Origin of the sequence: Photorhabdus aballayi, assembly GCF_026153155.1 — a bacterium.
GTDB classification, from domain to species: Bacteria; Pseudomonadota; Gammaproteobacteria; order Enterobacterales; family Enterobacteriaceae; genus Photorhabdus; species Photorhabdus luminescens.
Genome location: NZ_JAPFCD010000056.1, coordinates 20,180 through 33,411 on the forward strand (window position 1 = coordinate 20,180; position 13,232 = coordinate 33,411).

The following is a 13,232-nucleotide window of genomic DNA, read 5'->3' on the forward strand; positions in this document are numbered from 1 at the left end:
CCAACAAAGAGGCAACTTGAAAGATAACGGGTATAGATTGCGGTTCTGGCGCATAGAGCAATATAATGCGCTCAATTATCATTAAGTTTGATTTTTAAGGAGTTTAAGCTATGGCTGTCACTAAACTGGTTCTGGTAAGACATGGCGAAAGCGAGTGGAACAAAGAGAACCGTTTCACTGGCTGGACTGACGTCGCGTTATCTGAAAAAGGTCGCGCCGAAGCTCAACAAGCAGGACAACTGTTGAAAGAAGAAGGCTTTGTTTTTGATTTTGCCTACACCTCTGTGCTGAAACGCGCTATCCATACTCTGTGGAATATTCTGGATCAGGTTGATCAACAGTGGTTGCCGGTTGAAAAAAGCTGGAAACTGAATGAACGTCATTATGGCGCTCTGCAAGGTCTGGATAAATCAGAAACCGCCGCTAAATACGGCGATGATCAAGTTAAACTGTGGCGTCGTGGTTTTGCTATCACCCCACCAGATTTAACTAAAGATGATGAACGTTTCCCAGGCCATGATCCACGTTATGCGAATCTGAAACCAGAAGAGTTACCCGTGACTGAAAGCCTGGCAACGACTATTGAACGCGTGATCCCTTACTGGGAAGAAGTTATCAAACCGCGTGTTGCTCAAGGTGAAAAAGTGATTATCGCAGCACACGGTAATTCTTTGCGCGCGTTGGTTAAATATCTGGACGGTATGAGCGAAGAAGCTATTCTTGAGCTGAATATCCCAACAGCAGTACCTTTGGTTTATGAATTCGACGAAAACATGAAACCAATCAAGCATTACTATCTGGGTAACGCTGATGAAATCGCAGCAAAAGCCGCTGCGGTAGCCAACCAAGGTAAGGCAAAGTAATTTCCTTGCTATAAAAAATTGCTGACACCTTATTTTCCAGCAAACATAAAAAACCGGAGTTGTCGATTCCGGTTTTTTTACATTGGAAAAATGTTATCAGCCACGACGCGCTTTTATTGCCGACGACAATTGACGTAACAAAATTTCAGTGTCAGCCCAACCAATGCAAGCATCAGTAATACTTTTGCCATATACCAATGGCAGGCCGCTGTCCGGGTTCTGATTTCCCTCTTCCAAATGACTTTCTACCATGACACCAATAATCGCTTTCTCCCCAGCAATAAGCTGCCGACTCACATCTGAACACACATCCATCTGCTTTTTAAATTGCTTAGAACTATTAGCATGACTGAAATCAATCATAATCCTTGCCGGCAACCCTGCTTTTTCCAGGTCTTGCTTCACGACAGCAACATGTTCAGAACTATAATTCGGCTCTTTACCACCACGCAGGATAATATGACAATCGTTGTTTCCGCTGGTATTCACAATCGCGGAATGTCCCCACTTAGTGACAGAAAGGAAACTATGAGGGGAACCTGCCGCATTAATCGCATCAATGGCAACTTTTATCGTACCATCGGTGCCATTTTTAAAACCAACCGGACAAGAAAGACCAGAAGCCAACTCACGATGGACCTGAGATTCCGTTGTACGAGCGCCAATTGCCCCCCAACTCATCAAATCGGCTAAATACTGCGGAGAAATCATATCCAGATATTCTCCCGCCGCCGGTAGTCCCATGTCATTAATATCCCGCAACAACTGACGAGCTAAACGCAAACCATCATTAATATCAAAACTGTGATTCATATGAGGGTCATTAATTAACCCTTTCCAGCCAATGGTTGTACGCGGTTTTTCAAAATAAACTCGCATGACAACCTCCAGATCCTCTTTCAGCTCCTCACGCAATAGATTCAGCCTCCCGGCATATTCCATTGCTGCTTTAGGATCATGAATAGAACATGGCCCAATCACAACCAACAGACGATCATCCTCCCCCGTCAAAATTTGATGAATCGTTTTGCGGGCCTTACGTACTGTAAATGCAGCCTTTTCAGTCGCTGGAAATTTTTCAAGTAGTGCCACAGGAGGTAATAATTCTTTTATCTCTTTAATTCTTATATCATCATTCTGATAATTCATAGCCCTCTCTCATCTAACATCTTTACATATTTAATTAAAACAATCTTGTGATTTTAATCTAACTGTTAGAAGCCAAACTGTAAATATTCTTTGTAGAGAATAAATAAATCAATGCTTAACTCAAGACATAGCAAGATATAGTCAAATGTGGTTAGCTCTATTCTTATGGTTGAAATATCTCTAGAAATGAGAATTAGCAAAGTAAATACCTAAAAATATGCCAGAAATCGACAAAACAATTCTCTGGCATAGTTAGGAAACTATTTCATATGAGATAATGGTAAAGAATGGTTTTTCTTAGCTGCCTGAATCCACAAACGGGAGCCATTAAATGCAATACCCAAGAGAATCACATACTGCAACGACATTGCCAACACGCCTTGATGGAAATAGATAACAACGCTTATCACATTGATAACTATCCACACCAGCCAGTTTTCAACATATTTGCGGGTCATCAGAACCATTGCCACAATAGATAGCACCGTCATTGTTGAATCCCAGAATGGGAATGCATCAGGCTCCAACATTGGCATCTGAACATTAAAGCCAAATTTTTGCATAACCGTAACGGCAATCTGAGTCAGATAACCAAAGACCCGATCAATATTAAAAGTCATAATGGCAATCAATAGCACAGAAATCAGACTAATTATTACCGCCTTATTCAAACTTAACCAACGTATTTTAAGTTCAATCTGCTGCTGATCATTAACTCTGCTCCAAGCATACCAACCATAAATATTTGCCGCAAAGAAGAATAACTGCAACAATAAACTGGCATAAAGTTGAATTTGGAAGAAAATCACAGCAAATAATGTGACATTAATTAGTCCAAACAAATAGTTAATTATCTTCTCCTGACTGGCAAACCAAATACATAACAAACCGGCGATCGTACCTACTGCTTCAATCCACGATAAATCATATCCTCCCTTTCCCAGAGGTATATTGACTAATATATTGTTAATACTGAAAAAATCCATCTGTTATATCCTATTATTATCTACAATAAAATATTACTCTCATCATTCAATTTCCTATTTTAACTGAGTTGCAAAATCAAGCATCCTATTTAAAGGAATCAGCGCCTTTTCCCGCAACTCTTTTGCAACCAATATTTCATGCCGATCCCCTCCCCGTTCCAATCCCTGAACGATGGCTTGTAAGCCATTCATCGCCATCCACGGACAATGTGCACAACTACGGCAACTCGCGCCTTCTCCAGCCGTAGGGGCTGCAAATAACTGCTTCTCAGGACATGCTTGCTGCATTTTATAAAAAATACCCTTATCTGTTGCCACAATCAGTTTCTGACGTGGCAAAGATTGCGCGGCTTTGATTAATTGACTGGTCGAACCAACAGCATCAGCCAGATCAACAACAGCTTGTGGTGATTCAGGATGAACCAATACCGCAGCATCAGGATAAAGACCTTTCATCCTTATTAAAGCCTGAGTTTTAAATTCATCATGAACAATACAAGCCCCCTGCCAACAAAGAATATCGGCTCCTGTTTGTTTACGGACATAATTCCCCAAGTGGCGATCAGGCGCCCAAATTATCTTTTTCCCCTGACTATCCAGATAATCGATCAATTCAACAGCAATACTCGAAGTCACAACCCAATCCGCTCGTGCTTTAACTGCTGCCGATGTATTTGCATAAACCACCACGGTACGATCAGGATTGTCATCACAAAACTTGGTAAATTCTTTTTCAGGGCAACCAAGATCCAGCGAACACTCAGCTTCCAACGTTGGCATTAGAACACGTTTTTCAGGGTTGAGAATTTTGGCGGTTTCTCCCATAAATCGCACACCGGCAACTAATAAAGTAGAAGCTGGATGATTATTACCAAAACGCGCCATTTCCAATGAATCTGCAACACACCCGCCGGTCTCTTCAGCTAAAGCCTGGATCTCAGGATCAGTGTAATAATGTGCAACCATAACAGCATCCTGCTGTTTCAGAAGGCGTTTAATTTTTTCACGGCAATGTTCTTTTTCATCCTTACTGAGAAAAGCCGGTTTAGGTGGGAATGGGTAAATGGTTGAATTAAAATCAATATACTGGTTCATTATGCTGACTCTCTGTTTAGTATATGGTTTTAAAAAGCAAAATTTTTGGTTTTTAGTCCAAAAATTCGTTCATGTTTGTTTAATATACTAAACAGAATAGCCGATTTATAGTAATTTATCGCGAAATATTTTGTCTGTTATGGGATGACTAAACAGAGGACAGAAGACAGAAGACAGAGAAAATGATTCTATCTGGTCTATCGGTAATATATACCTAAGAGCTCAGAACTTAATGTTATGTCTTTTTGATTATAAATATCCACATAGTAATTCGACTTTGAAAGACAAACTATCTTTATCTCGAGGCCAATGGTTTTAATCTTTTACCTAAAAGAGTAAATATAACGTCTAATAAGGACGTCCGCTATGTGATGTGATTCAGAATTTTTGTTAACAAACATGTTTTCTAATTTGACAGCAAATATTAATTTTAATATAAATTAAGTTACAGTCGCTATATTTTAAGTTGGCATTTAGAAACTGGTGAAATATTAGGTAAGTTATTTTTGGATCAAGATTATGCGAAAGGAATAATGAAGATAGATAAAGAAGAATTTATTGTTTATGGTAGAAATAGTAAATCAAAAGAATATATCACGCAGAATAATGACATATTACTTACAAAATAGTGAATTGAAATGATAAAAATTACTGATTTATGCTTTAGTTATAAAAGTAGAGAAATTAAAAGAAATATTTTTAAAAATATATTTTCATTAAATGAAATCGAAGTGGTTTTATTTGAAAATATAAACATTGAAATACTTGACGATAGCAAGATCATAGGATTACTGGGGAAGAATGGCGCCGGAAAAACAACTCTAATAAAACTGATTTCCGGTATTTTAACTCCAAACTCTGGAAATATTACTGTTTTTGGTATTGATTCAAATGGAAGGCCTCGTAATCTTTTATCTAATATTGGTATCGTTTTTGGAAATAAATCAATGCTTTGGGAAGAGTTATCTCTCTATGAAAATATTGAGCTTTTTTCTAAGATATATAAACGTAATTATGATAAGAACAGTGTTGAGAATATGATAGAAATGCTGAATCTTAGAAGTATAGCAAAAAAACCTGCAAAAACGTGTTCTTTAGGTCAATCTGTGAAATCTAACTTATTAATACACTTTCTTAATAGGCCAAAATTACTGATATTAGATGAACCAACCATCGGATTAGATATAGAGTCACAAATTCTATTACGCAATATATTAAAAGATTATGCTCAGAATAATGAAAGTAAAATACTAATTACTTCACATAATATGATAGATATCGCGGATGTTTGCAAAGATATTATCTTCTTGAAGAATGGTGAAATATCAAAAATAAATCTAAATAAAAATAACTCAAAAGAAAAGAATGCGCTATATTTAGAGGGACTTTTCTGTGATAATTAAATTTTCTTTTATTGAAACCATTAGAGCGAAGAATATAATATTTGGTTACTTATTTATAATTGTAACATTATATGCGGTTGAACTATCTTTTTGGGACACCATGACAAAATCAAATGGTTTTGTTAACTATACGCATGATGAAATAATAATTTATATATTATGGTCTGTTATTATATTTCAATTAACAAGTATTACCGGATTTCCAGAAAATTTATCGTTCCATATTGAAGATGGTAGTATAGATAGACTAATTATAATGCCAAAATCAATATTATTATATTATTCAGAGTATGCTTTGGGACAGATATTAGCTAGATTGTTTATAATGTCACCATTAATTTTGTTTATAATTATATACCAAAAGGACATTCCTAATTTTATATATCTATTTATTTCGTTATGTATAGGATTGTTTATCAACTTGTATTTAACAATGATATTGTCATGTATGGCATTCAAATTTAGAGGCTCGTACTCTTTTATAATTATTAAGGATACTTTGTCATGGGTCCTTTCAGGTGCGTTAATACCATTAGATGTGTTTGGTGATTCTTTAAAATCAATATTTAATTATATTCCATTTCAATATATTACCTATATCCCAGTTAAAATTGCAACAAATTCAATATCTATTTATTCTATATTTAATGGGTTTTTAGTCATGATGTGTTTAATGATGATTTTTAATTTCATTTGGAATTATATGTTAAAATACAATCAAGGGTATAATGGCAATGCTTAAAGTTATATTTATTGGTTTAAAAAGTGGATTGTCAGAAGCAAAAAAAAGCCCATTAAATTTTTGGTTATCCGCTTTTGTTAATTTTAGCTACTATATAGCACAAGCTTTTTTCTGGTATGCTATTCTAAATTCACAATCTTCAGGTTATATTTTATCTGATGATTTTGTTATTATATTTTTTACCACAGTGTGTTTAGTCGATAATTTTTACCTTTTTTTATTTGGTAAAGGAAGCTTATTACTGGTTAGAAAAGTCAAGTCATTAAAGTTAGAACCTCATTTAACTTTACCTATAAATACTCAATTTTTATATATCGCCACAAATATTGCATTTGAGCATTTTTTGTTATCATTCCTATCCTTAGTATTATTTTTTACTGTACACATTTACCTTGGCACTAATATTTTGTTGGCTTTTTTACATCTTATAATGGCATTAGAAGGAGTCTTAATACTTACTTCAATTACATGGATTATAAGAACAACAATATTTTGGACAGCTTCATTAATTAGTATTAAAAACTCAAATCCTTGTTTTAAAGTATTAGTGAGACCTGAACAATCTTTTCATGGTGCAGTTCGTTTTATTTTAATGTTCATACTTCCGTGTCTATTTATAACGGGCGTTCCAGCTTCAGTAGCAAGTGGAATAATGAGTATGAAATGGTTTTTTATTCAAACGCTGGTCACATTGGTTTTAATTTTTATAGCGAAATTGGTTTTTGATATTGGTGTTAAAAGGTATTCAAAATATATAACGTGAGGAAACATAATGAAATTTGGAATTATTTCAGGAAGCCACAGTTCGCTTTCTAATTCAGGTAAAGTTAGTTATTTCTTAGATTAACTTGAGATAACTAAAAAATTTACTTTTATTATGTAGTGATAACGAATTAGTGCATAAACCAGCATTGTTAATGTCAATATCCGCTGGAAATGGTGGCGCTTTTTGTATTTCTGAATTAATGTCATCTGAATATAAAAATAATAAAATCTGTTTTATACCCGAAAATTTGGTTGCGCCAGGAAAGTTTTGTCTCGGTTTTCCGTCAGCCTCAATAAAGCCGGAATAACCGGCTTTATTCTTACTGCAAACGGCTAAAGCCACTAGAATTATGCTGCCCTTACAATGTAGCTAAATGCTATGTTGCGGGGCCTATTTTCGTTAGCGGTTGGGACTTGTCTTGATGCATCAATGTCAAAATAGGTAAGATCAGTACTACTGCCGCCATTTGCTGAACGTGTATCTGCCGTAGCATATCGCGACGATGCCATGACCCCACTCACAACAGGCGTCTGGGGAGCGCCGCCCATCTGAGCATGTATAGCTTGAGTTGACCCGGTAATATTTCTGATTGCATCTCCCTGCCAAGATAAAAGCCCACGACCACTATCAACACCTCGATTATCATCCCATCCGCGGATAAATTCCCCTCTTAAATCAGGTAATCTACCGCTAGGATAAGCTTCCGCCAACTTCGGATATTGTAATTTATTAAAAGGTGAACCATTACAAACGAAATAACCGAAAGGTGGAGTGAGTAACGGCCAGGGAATAGGAGAACCCACAGGTATATTAATTTCTTCACGTAATGAATTTATTACTTCCTGAACAAGCTTTTGTGTAGCCGCCAGTGTGTCGCTATTGCCAATCACATTTGTAAGCTGAACAACCCCCTTTTGTGTTAATGAAGCATTGGGAATGTCTGTTGTAATTTTTTGTTCTATCGCTTTATTTAATTGAGCGGTAAGTTTGGCTACATTTCCATCATCCAGAACGTCATTGCCAGATCGTGTCGCGATAAAATCAGCGACGACAGATGATATGGTTGATGACTGACGTAACACCTTATTTAACAAGTGGGTGGGAACATTGTCCGGAGAAAATCCTGTATGCAACTCCTGGTTTTGTTCATATTTTTCTTGACTAATGACATTTGCATTATTACTAATAGAAAAAGCCTTAAAATCATTCTTGTGACTCATATACTTTCCTTAAATCAAATAATGTGATTTTATAATCAACATCTTGAATTACTGTAAAAATAATCTCCTGCAATTCATGCAAATCAAAGTTTAGTTCAGGAAAAAAATAACACTGTATTCTTATTACTTATAAGGTTAACCGTTTTTGTATCATTGGCAGCAATAAGTAGTTCAATATTTTGGCGTAGAAAATACACTCCCAAATTTATATTTAATATCTGGAAATTATTTTTCTTTTATTTCTTCTACCCCTTCCTACAACTTCTTCTGTTTTAAATTCCAAACTGAATCTTCTGGCATCTGGATATTAATATCTAAGTGATCATGTTCTGGAATGCCACATGGATCTCCATCTTCATAAAACATACGCTCATTTTTCTCATCTATACATTTAAGTCGCCAGTTCTGAATTCTCTGTTTTCAGCATAAAAAAATAAAGCCAGACTAACCGGCTTTATTCTTACTTCAAGCTACTCCGGCCACTAGAATTATGCTGCCCTTACAACGTAGTTAAATGCAATGTTGCGGGGCCTATTTTCATGTGATGTTCTTGCAACATTTGAATTATCAAAATAGATTACATACCCGGTACCTGCAACTAACTGATAAACGATTGTACGAGCCGGCCCTTCCGAAAACACACCGCTCGTGCTGTCATGCGGCCGCGTCATCATACCGATGTTATTACCGCCTTCAAGTGCCCCGCCTAACTTCTGCATTGTATCTATTTGCCACGAACCACACACACGACCAGGATCAATACCACGGCCATCATCCCATCCCCGAATAAACTCACCTCTTAAATCAGGTAATCTACCGTCAGGATAAGCTTCCGCCAACTTCGGATACTGTAATTTATTAAAAGATGAGCCGTTACAAGTGAGATAGCCAACAGGTGGATAAGGCAACGGCCACGGAATAGGAGAACCCGCAGGAATTTCACTGGCAACTTTAATTCGGTTATCTATCTCTTCACGGGTATAAGTATACTCACGTAATGAATTTATTTCTTGCTGAACAAGCTTTTGCGTCACTGCCAATGTATCACTATTGCCAATCACATTTGTAAGCTGAACCACACCTTTTTGTGTTAACGAAGCACTGGGAATATCTGTTGTAATTTTTTGTTCTAATGCTTTATTTAATTGGGCACTAAGTTTAGTTATATTTCCATCATCCAGAACATCATTGCCAGATTGTGCCGCGATAAAATCAGCGACGACAGATGATATGGTTGATGACTGACGTAACACCTTATTTAAAAAGTGTGTTGGAACATTATCTTGAGGAAATCCAGTCTGTAAACCCTGATTTTCTTCATATTTTTCCTGACTGACTACATTTGCATTATTACTAATAGAAAAAGCCTTAAAATCATTTTTAGGACTCATATATTTTCCTTAAATAAAATAATGTTATTTTATAATCAACATTTTGAATTATTGTAAAAATAATCCCCTGTAATTCATGCTAATGAAAGTCTAGTTCAGGAAAAAAAACAATACTGTGTTCTTATTACTTATAAGCTTAACCGTTTTTGTATCATTGGCAGCAATAAGTAGTTCAACATTATGAATTGCTCTAATGACTTTATGTGTGGGTCTTAACCTATCGTAATCCTAACCGGTTTCCCTAGCCGGTACACCTCAGAATTTAAAAAGATAAAGCCGGACTAACCGGCTTTGTTACTACCTCAGTTTATCCAACCATTCCAATATCGGAAGCGTGTAAAATATCTGTTCTGCTCAATAATACCCAATATTTTCTCCATTCAAATAAAGCAGCTTCTTATATTTCTGGCTTTCAAAGAGTATTTCTGTTCAGCTATTATGCTGCTCTCACTATGTAATTAAATGCAATATTGCGGGGACGGGTTTCATGACCGCCTGTATTGTTAGCAATTGATGTATCAGTTGCGCCACCTGTAACATCCCTACCGAGCGGATACTGGTATCCGTCTAGAGGTCCTTGATAATTAGAAAGGTATTTTCTTCTCTCATTCCCTTGTGAAAGTTGTATTCTTTTTGTGTTGTCAGTCTGTGCGCTTAAAATAATACGACCACTATCAACACCTCGACTATCATCCCAACCGCGAATAAATTCTCCGCGCAGGTCAGGTAATTTTCCTGTAGGATACGCTGCCGCTAATTGAGGGTAAGCTGTTTTATCGAATTCTGCTCCGTTACATTGCAGCCACCCGGCTGGGGGTATAACTGTCGGCCAGGGAATAGGAACACCTACAGGAATATTATTAACTGCATTAATTAGATTATTAATTTCTTCCTTGGTATATACACCTATATCCCCGGCCTCTAGATTAATGTCAGTAGACAATGTTTTCCCATTCACCTTTCGGCTATTTAGCACCCTATCATTAATATTTTCACGCAATGTATTTATTATTTCCTGGGCTAGCTTTTGAGTAACAACCAATGTATCACTATTACCCACTACATCTGCAAGTTGAACAATACCTTTCTGTGTTAATGAGGCATTTGGTACTTCCGATGTAATTTTTTGTTCTAACGCTCTGTTCAATTGAGCGGTGAGTTTAATTATATCACCATCATCTAGAATATTATCGCTAGATTGTGTAGCAATAAAATCAGCCACTACAGATGATATAATTGATGACTGACGCAAGACTTTATTTAATAAATCAATAGAAATAGTATTGGGTGGAAATCCAGTCAGTAAACCCTCATTTCCTTCGTATTTTTCTTGACTAACTATATTTGCATTATCACTAATAGAAAAAGCCTTAAAATCATTCTTGTGATTCATATACTTTCCTCATATTAAATAATGTTATTTTATAATAAACATATTGAATTATTGTAAAAATTCCCCTCCTACAATATACTCCAGTTAAAGTTTAGCTCATAAAAAAATAACGTGATGTTCTTCTTACTTAAATTACTTAAAAAACTAGCTATTCTTGTATAATTTCCAGCAATAAATAGTTAAACATTTTTAAATTTAAAATATATCTAAAAATTTATAATTTAACATTTGGAAATTATTTTCTCTTATTTTATTATAGTTACTATTAATGCCAGGCTGTGTCCCGCAATAGATTGAAATAAGATAATCATCTCCCGTAAATCATGTTATGGTGCGTTACGATCTTCCTATAGCCGCAGGATGCCGATAGATCAGAACTTTCGGGATGACAAAATGAACGGTTTGATATCACGCTGAAAATAAAAGATTATATCTGAGATATCAGACGTCTTAAATCCAGATGGGTTATCTCGCATTTGATATTAGCAGAGAATATCTTGCGACACTCTCCGCTAATTTTAAGGTGAACAGCACTGGATACTGTCCTTAATCATCTCGCCAAAACCAACCGAAATATAGTGTCGGTTTATTAGCGCTGATTTGTGAAGTTCTCTCAGCGCTTGAGAGCAAGCTTTTCAGGGCAGAAAATGAAAGTCTTACTATTCTGCGCACCGGAGTTTAATATGGACTGAACCAAGCCTTTTTATATGGTTAACTCTTAAGTCCCATTTGGGTGTAGTTACAAGAGAGGATTCTTATTCGATCCAACCTCCACTTCAATTTCTGCGTTTAAATAACTGGCGAGATTGGTGGCTGTAACTTTATAGTAGTAAATAAGGTTAGGAGGCGGTACCAGTATTTCACTTTTGCCAGGGTAGATCTCTATAGAACTATACAGAGTATAATCTCCGACTAAGGATGCCCAGTAGCTACTCACTTTAACTAGCGCTAAACTAACGTTTTTTATCGTTATATGAGGTTGATGAGCGGGAACTAATATACTGCCATTCTTATAAATATCAAGAGTCTGATTAGGGTTTATATATACTCGTGCCATTTTATTGTTTCCTTATTATTACGGTTATTTGACTGTCTACATAGCAGATGACCTTATCGGTGAAATTTAACTTAGCATTTACTCCGAGCAGTTAAATATTGAACTTTATCAGTGATGTAAAAATAATAAGATAACCTCAAAGCCATATCAGTATTAAATGATTAGTAGGAAGAATGTTTTCCGAAATACATTAAATATCAGAATTAAAATCAGTCAGATTAATTATGAGCTATACATTGGTATAATTTGGTAAATAAAATAATGATGAATATTGTCTAAATAAAATTTCAACATTGTAGATCACTTGAAAGGAGCTCAGTCCGATTTTTGCGATCTGATTAGTCGCCAAATCAAAACAAATCACTAACCAGCTGAGTAATGCTGTCATTACACCAATATCACGAAATAAACGCCGCCAGAACCCCTTGCGCCGCATGCACTTCAACCAATCATTGGATACGTTTATCATGTTTCACCATGCTTTTCGCGGGAAGCCCTTTCCTTTCAGAGGGCGTCAAAATACCAATCCCAAGAAAAAACTCATCAAAAGGTGTCATCCGGCAGGCACAAAGTATTTCAGGGCTGAAATTACTATGATAGGCGCAGTTATACCGCCCTTTATTTGCAAAGCTGATTATCAAATTAAAAGGTAATACTATGATTTATCCACTTTTTATATTTAAAACAGAAGATGGGTTCGACGGTTACTTCCCCGATGTCGAAGGCTGTTTTTTTGCTGGCAACACTTTAGAAGATGCTATCCGTGATGCAGAAAAAGCATTTGGGCAGCACATGGATGTTTTAACCGAACACGGCGGCTATGTCCCTGTCCCTAAAGACTCATCCAATTACATTGGCGATCCTCGTTTGTCTGAGGATGGAGGAGTTATTGCTCTTATCGAGTTAGATCCAGAAAAATATGAGTCAAAAGCCATCAAATTCAATTCTCCGACCCATTGATTAAAAGTCAACTGCTCTACCGACTGAGCTAACGACCCATCTGGGGGATTGATTTTGAATGAAGTTTCAAGATGGTAGGTCGTGCAGGATGACTCGGCCTACAGCCTCGCCCTTCGGGCCAGCGCTCACGCGCTGTTGTCTCGCTTCGCTCGGCTCGAACCTGCGACCCATTGATTAAAAGTCAACTGCTCTACCGACTGAGCTAAC

12 protein-coding genes, 1 tRNA gene, 1 other RNA gene and 3 pseudogenes are annotated in these 13,232 nt (G+C 36.4%); 6 read left to right on the plus strand and 11 right to left on the minus strand.

Annotation, left to right across the window (positions count from 1 at the left end):
* Nucleotides 1-110: 110 nt before the first annotated feature.
* Nucleotides 111-863 carry a 2,3-diphosphoglycerate-dependent phosphoglycerate mutase gene (gene gpmA, locus OO184_RS20475; RefSeq protein ID WP_049583514.1) on the plus strand — a complete coding sequence of 251 codons (753 nt, stop codon included), beginning with the start codon at nucleotides 111-113 and terminating at the stop codon, nucleotides 861-863.
* 96 nt (nucleotides 864-959) lie between these two features.
* Here gpmA and aroG read toward each other — a convergent pair whose 3' ends face one another.
* The 3 genes from aroG to nadA form a co-directional block, all read right to left on the minus strand.
* A complete protein-coding gene (aroG, locus tag OO184_RS20480; protein WP_088372417.1) occupies nucleotides 960-2,012 on the minus strand; it encodes a 3-deoxy-7-phosphoheptulonate synthase AroG in 1,053 nt (350 codons plus the stop codon).
* A 260-nt stretch (nucleotides 2,013-2,272) separates the two neighbouring features.
* Nucleotides 2,273-2,998: a nicotinamide riboside transporter PnuC gene (gene pnuC, locus OO184_RS20485; RefSeq protein ID WP_265380772.1), complete on the minus strand. Its 726-nt coding sequence runs from the start codon at nucleotides 2,996-2,998 to the stop codon at nucleotides 2,273-2,275.
* Nucleotides 2,999-3,052: 54 nt separating this feature from the next.
* A complete protein-coding gene (gene nadA / locus OO184_RS20490; RefSeq protein WP_265380773.1) occupies nucleotides 3,053-4,093 on the minus strand; it encodes a quinolinate synthase NadA in 1,041 nt (346 codons plus the stop codon).
* A gap of 638 nt (nucleotides 4,094-4,731) precedes the next feature.
* Between nadA and OO184_RS20495 the strand changes: the two genes are divergently transcribed.
* From OO184_RS20495 to OO184_RS20505, 3 genes are read left to right on the plus strand one after another with little or no spacing between them, the layout of a single operon-like run.
* Nucleotides 4,732-5,496: an ATP-binding cassette domain-containing protein gene (locus OO184_RS20495; RefSeq protein ID WP_265380774.1), complete on the plus strand. Its 765-nt coding sequence runs from the start codon at nucleotides 4,732-4,734 to the stop codon at nucleotides 5,494-5,496.
* Nucleotides 5,486-6,238: an ABC-2 family transporter protein gene (locus OO184_RS20500; RefSeq protein WP_265380775.1), complete on the plus strand. Its 753-nt coding sequence runs from the start codon at nucleotides 5,486-5,488 to the stop codon at nucleotides 6,236-6,238. The genes OO184_RS20495 and OO184_RS20500 overlap by 11 nt, the downstream gene beginning before the upstream one ends.
* Nucleotides 6,225-7,001: an ABC-2 family transporter protein gene (locus OO184_RS20505; RefSeq protein ID WP_265380776.1), complete on the plus strand. Its 777-nt coding sequence runs from the start codon at nucleotides 6,225-6,227 to the stop codon at nucleotides 6,999-7,001. Before OO184_RS20500 ends, OO184_RS20505 begins: the two co-directional genes overlap by 14 nt.
* A 75-nt stretch (nucleotides 7,002-7,076) precedes the next feature.
* Here the strand turns inward: OO184_RS20505 and OO184_RS20510 are convergent, their stop codons facing one another.
* From OO184_RS20510 to OO184_RS20525, 5 genes and pseudogenes are all read right to left on the minus strand, one after another.
* Complete coding sequence (locus tag OO184_RS20510) at nucleotides 7,077-7,346, minus strand: hypothetical protein (RefSeq protein WP_265380777.1); 270 nt, start codon at nucleotides 7,344-7,346, stop codon at nucleotides 7,077-7,079.
* A gap of 5 nt (nucleotides 7,347-7,351) precedes the next feature.
* The gene (locus tag OO184_RS20515; RefSeq protein ID WP_265380778.1) at nucleotides 7,352-8,224 is read right to left on the minus strand and encodes a phage tail protein; all 873 of its coding nucleotides are present in this window, start codon (nucleotides 8,222-8,224) and stop codon (nucleotides 7,352-7,354) included.
* A gap of 488 nt (nucleotides 8,225-8,712) precedes the next feature.
* A complete protein-coding gene (locus tag OO184_RS20520) occupies nucleotides 8,713-9,615 on the minus strand; it encodes a tail fiber protein (protein WP_265380779.1) in 903 nt (300 codons plus the stop codon).
* A gap of 307 nt (nucleotides 9,616-9,922) precedes the next feature.
* Nucleotides 9,923-10,000 (minus strand): annotated as a pseudogene (locus OO184_RS25370) (hypothetical protein); the annotation flags it as partial.
* Nucleotides 10,001-10,051: 51 nt separating this feature from the next.
* Entirely contained in the window at nucleotides 10,052-11,008 is a 957-nt protein-coding gene (locus OO184_RS20525; RefSeq protein ID WP_265380780.1) for a phage tail protein, read from the minus strand.
* A 402-nt stretch (nucleotides 11,009-11,410) separates the two neighbouring features.
* Here OO184_RS20525 and OO184_RS20530 point away from each other — a divergent pair.
* Nucleotides 11,411-11,601, plus strand: a pseudogene (locus tag OO184_RS20530) (IS4 family transposase); the annotation flags it as partial.
* A 146-nt stretch (nucleotides 11,602-11,747) separates the two neighbouring features.
* Here the strand turns inward: OO184_RS20530 and OO184_RS25550 are convergent.
* A complete protein-coding gene (locus OO184_RS25550) occupies nucleotides 11,748-12,065 on the minus strand; it encodes a hypothetical protein (protein WP_503692437.1) in 318 nt (105 codons plus the stop codon).
* Nucleotides 12,066-12,722: 657 nt separating this feature from the next.
* On the opposite strand from OO184_RS25550, the pseudogene OO184_RS20535 reads away from it, so the two are divergent.
* Nucleotides 12,723-13,010, plus strand: a pseudogene (locus OO184_RS20535) (type II toxin-antitoxin system HicB family antitoxin); the annotation flags it as partial.
* Here the strand turns inward: OO184_RS20535 and OO184_RS20540 are convergent.
* Nucleotides 12,985-13,064, minus strand: a tRNA-Lys gene (locus OO184_RS20540). The pseudogene OO184_RS20535 and the gene OO184_RS20540 sit on opposite strands and share 26 nt — an antisense overlap.
* Nucleotides 13,065-13,097: 33 nt before the next feature.
* Nucleotides 13,098-13,230: non-coding RNA, RtT sRNA (locus OO184_RS20545), on the minus strand.
* Nucleotides 13,231-13,232 lie beyond the last annotated feature (2 nt).

Bases quoted from the DNA above. Each gene is read 5' to 3' on its own strand.
- pnuC (WP_265380772.1), bottom strand. From the start codon at position 2,998: ATGGATTTTTTCAGTATTAACAATATATTAGTCAATATACCTCTGGGA.
- aroG (WP_088372417.1), bottom strand. From the start codon at position 2,012: ATGAATTATCAGAATGATGATATAAGAATTAAAGAGATAAAAGAATTA.
- OO184_RS25550 (WP_503692437.1), bottom strand. From the start codon at position 12,065: ATGGCACGAGTATATATAAACCCTAATCAGACTCTTGATATTTATAAG.
- OO184_RS20525 (WP_265380780.1), bottom strand. From the start codon at position 11,008: ATGAATCACAAGAATGATTTTAAGGCTTTTTCTATTAGTGATAATGCA.
- OO184_RS20520 (WP_265380779.1), bottom strand. From the start codon at position 9,615: ATGAGTCCTAAAAATGATTTTAAGGCTTTTTCTATTAGTAATAATGCA.
- OO184_RS20515 (WP_265380778.1), bottom strand. From the start codon at position 8,224: ATGAGTCACAAGAATGATTTTAAGGCTTTTTCTATTAGTAATAATGCA.
- OO184_RS20495 (WP_265380774.1), top strand. From the start codon at position 4,732: ATGATAAAAATTACTGATTTATGCTTTAGTTATAAAAGTAGAGAAATT.
- nadA (WP_265380773.1), bottom strand. From the start codon at position 4,093: ATGAACCAGTATATTGATTTTAATTCAACCATTTACCCATTCCCACCT.
- OO184_RS20505 (WP_265380776.1), top strand. From the start codon at position 6,225: ATGGCAATGCTTAAAGTTATATTTATTGGTTTAAAAAGTGGATTGTCA.
- gpmA (WP_049583514.1), top strand. From the start codon at position 111: ATGGCTGTCACTAAACTGGTTCTGGTAAGACATGGCGAAAGCGAGTGG.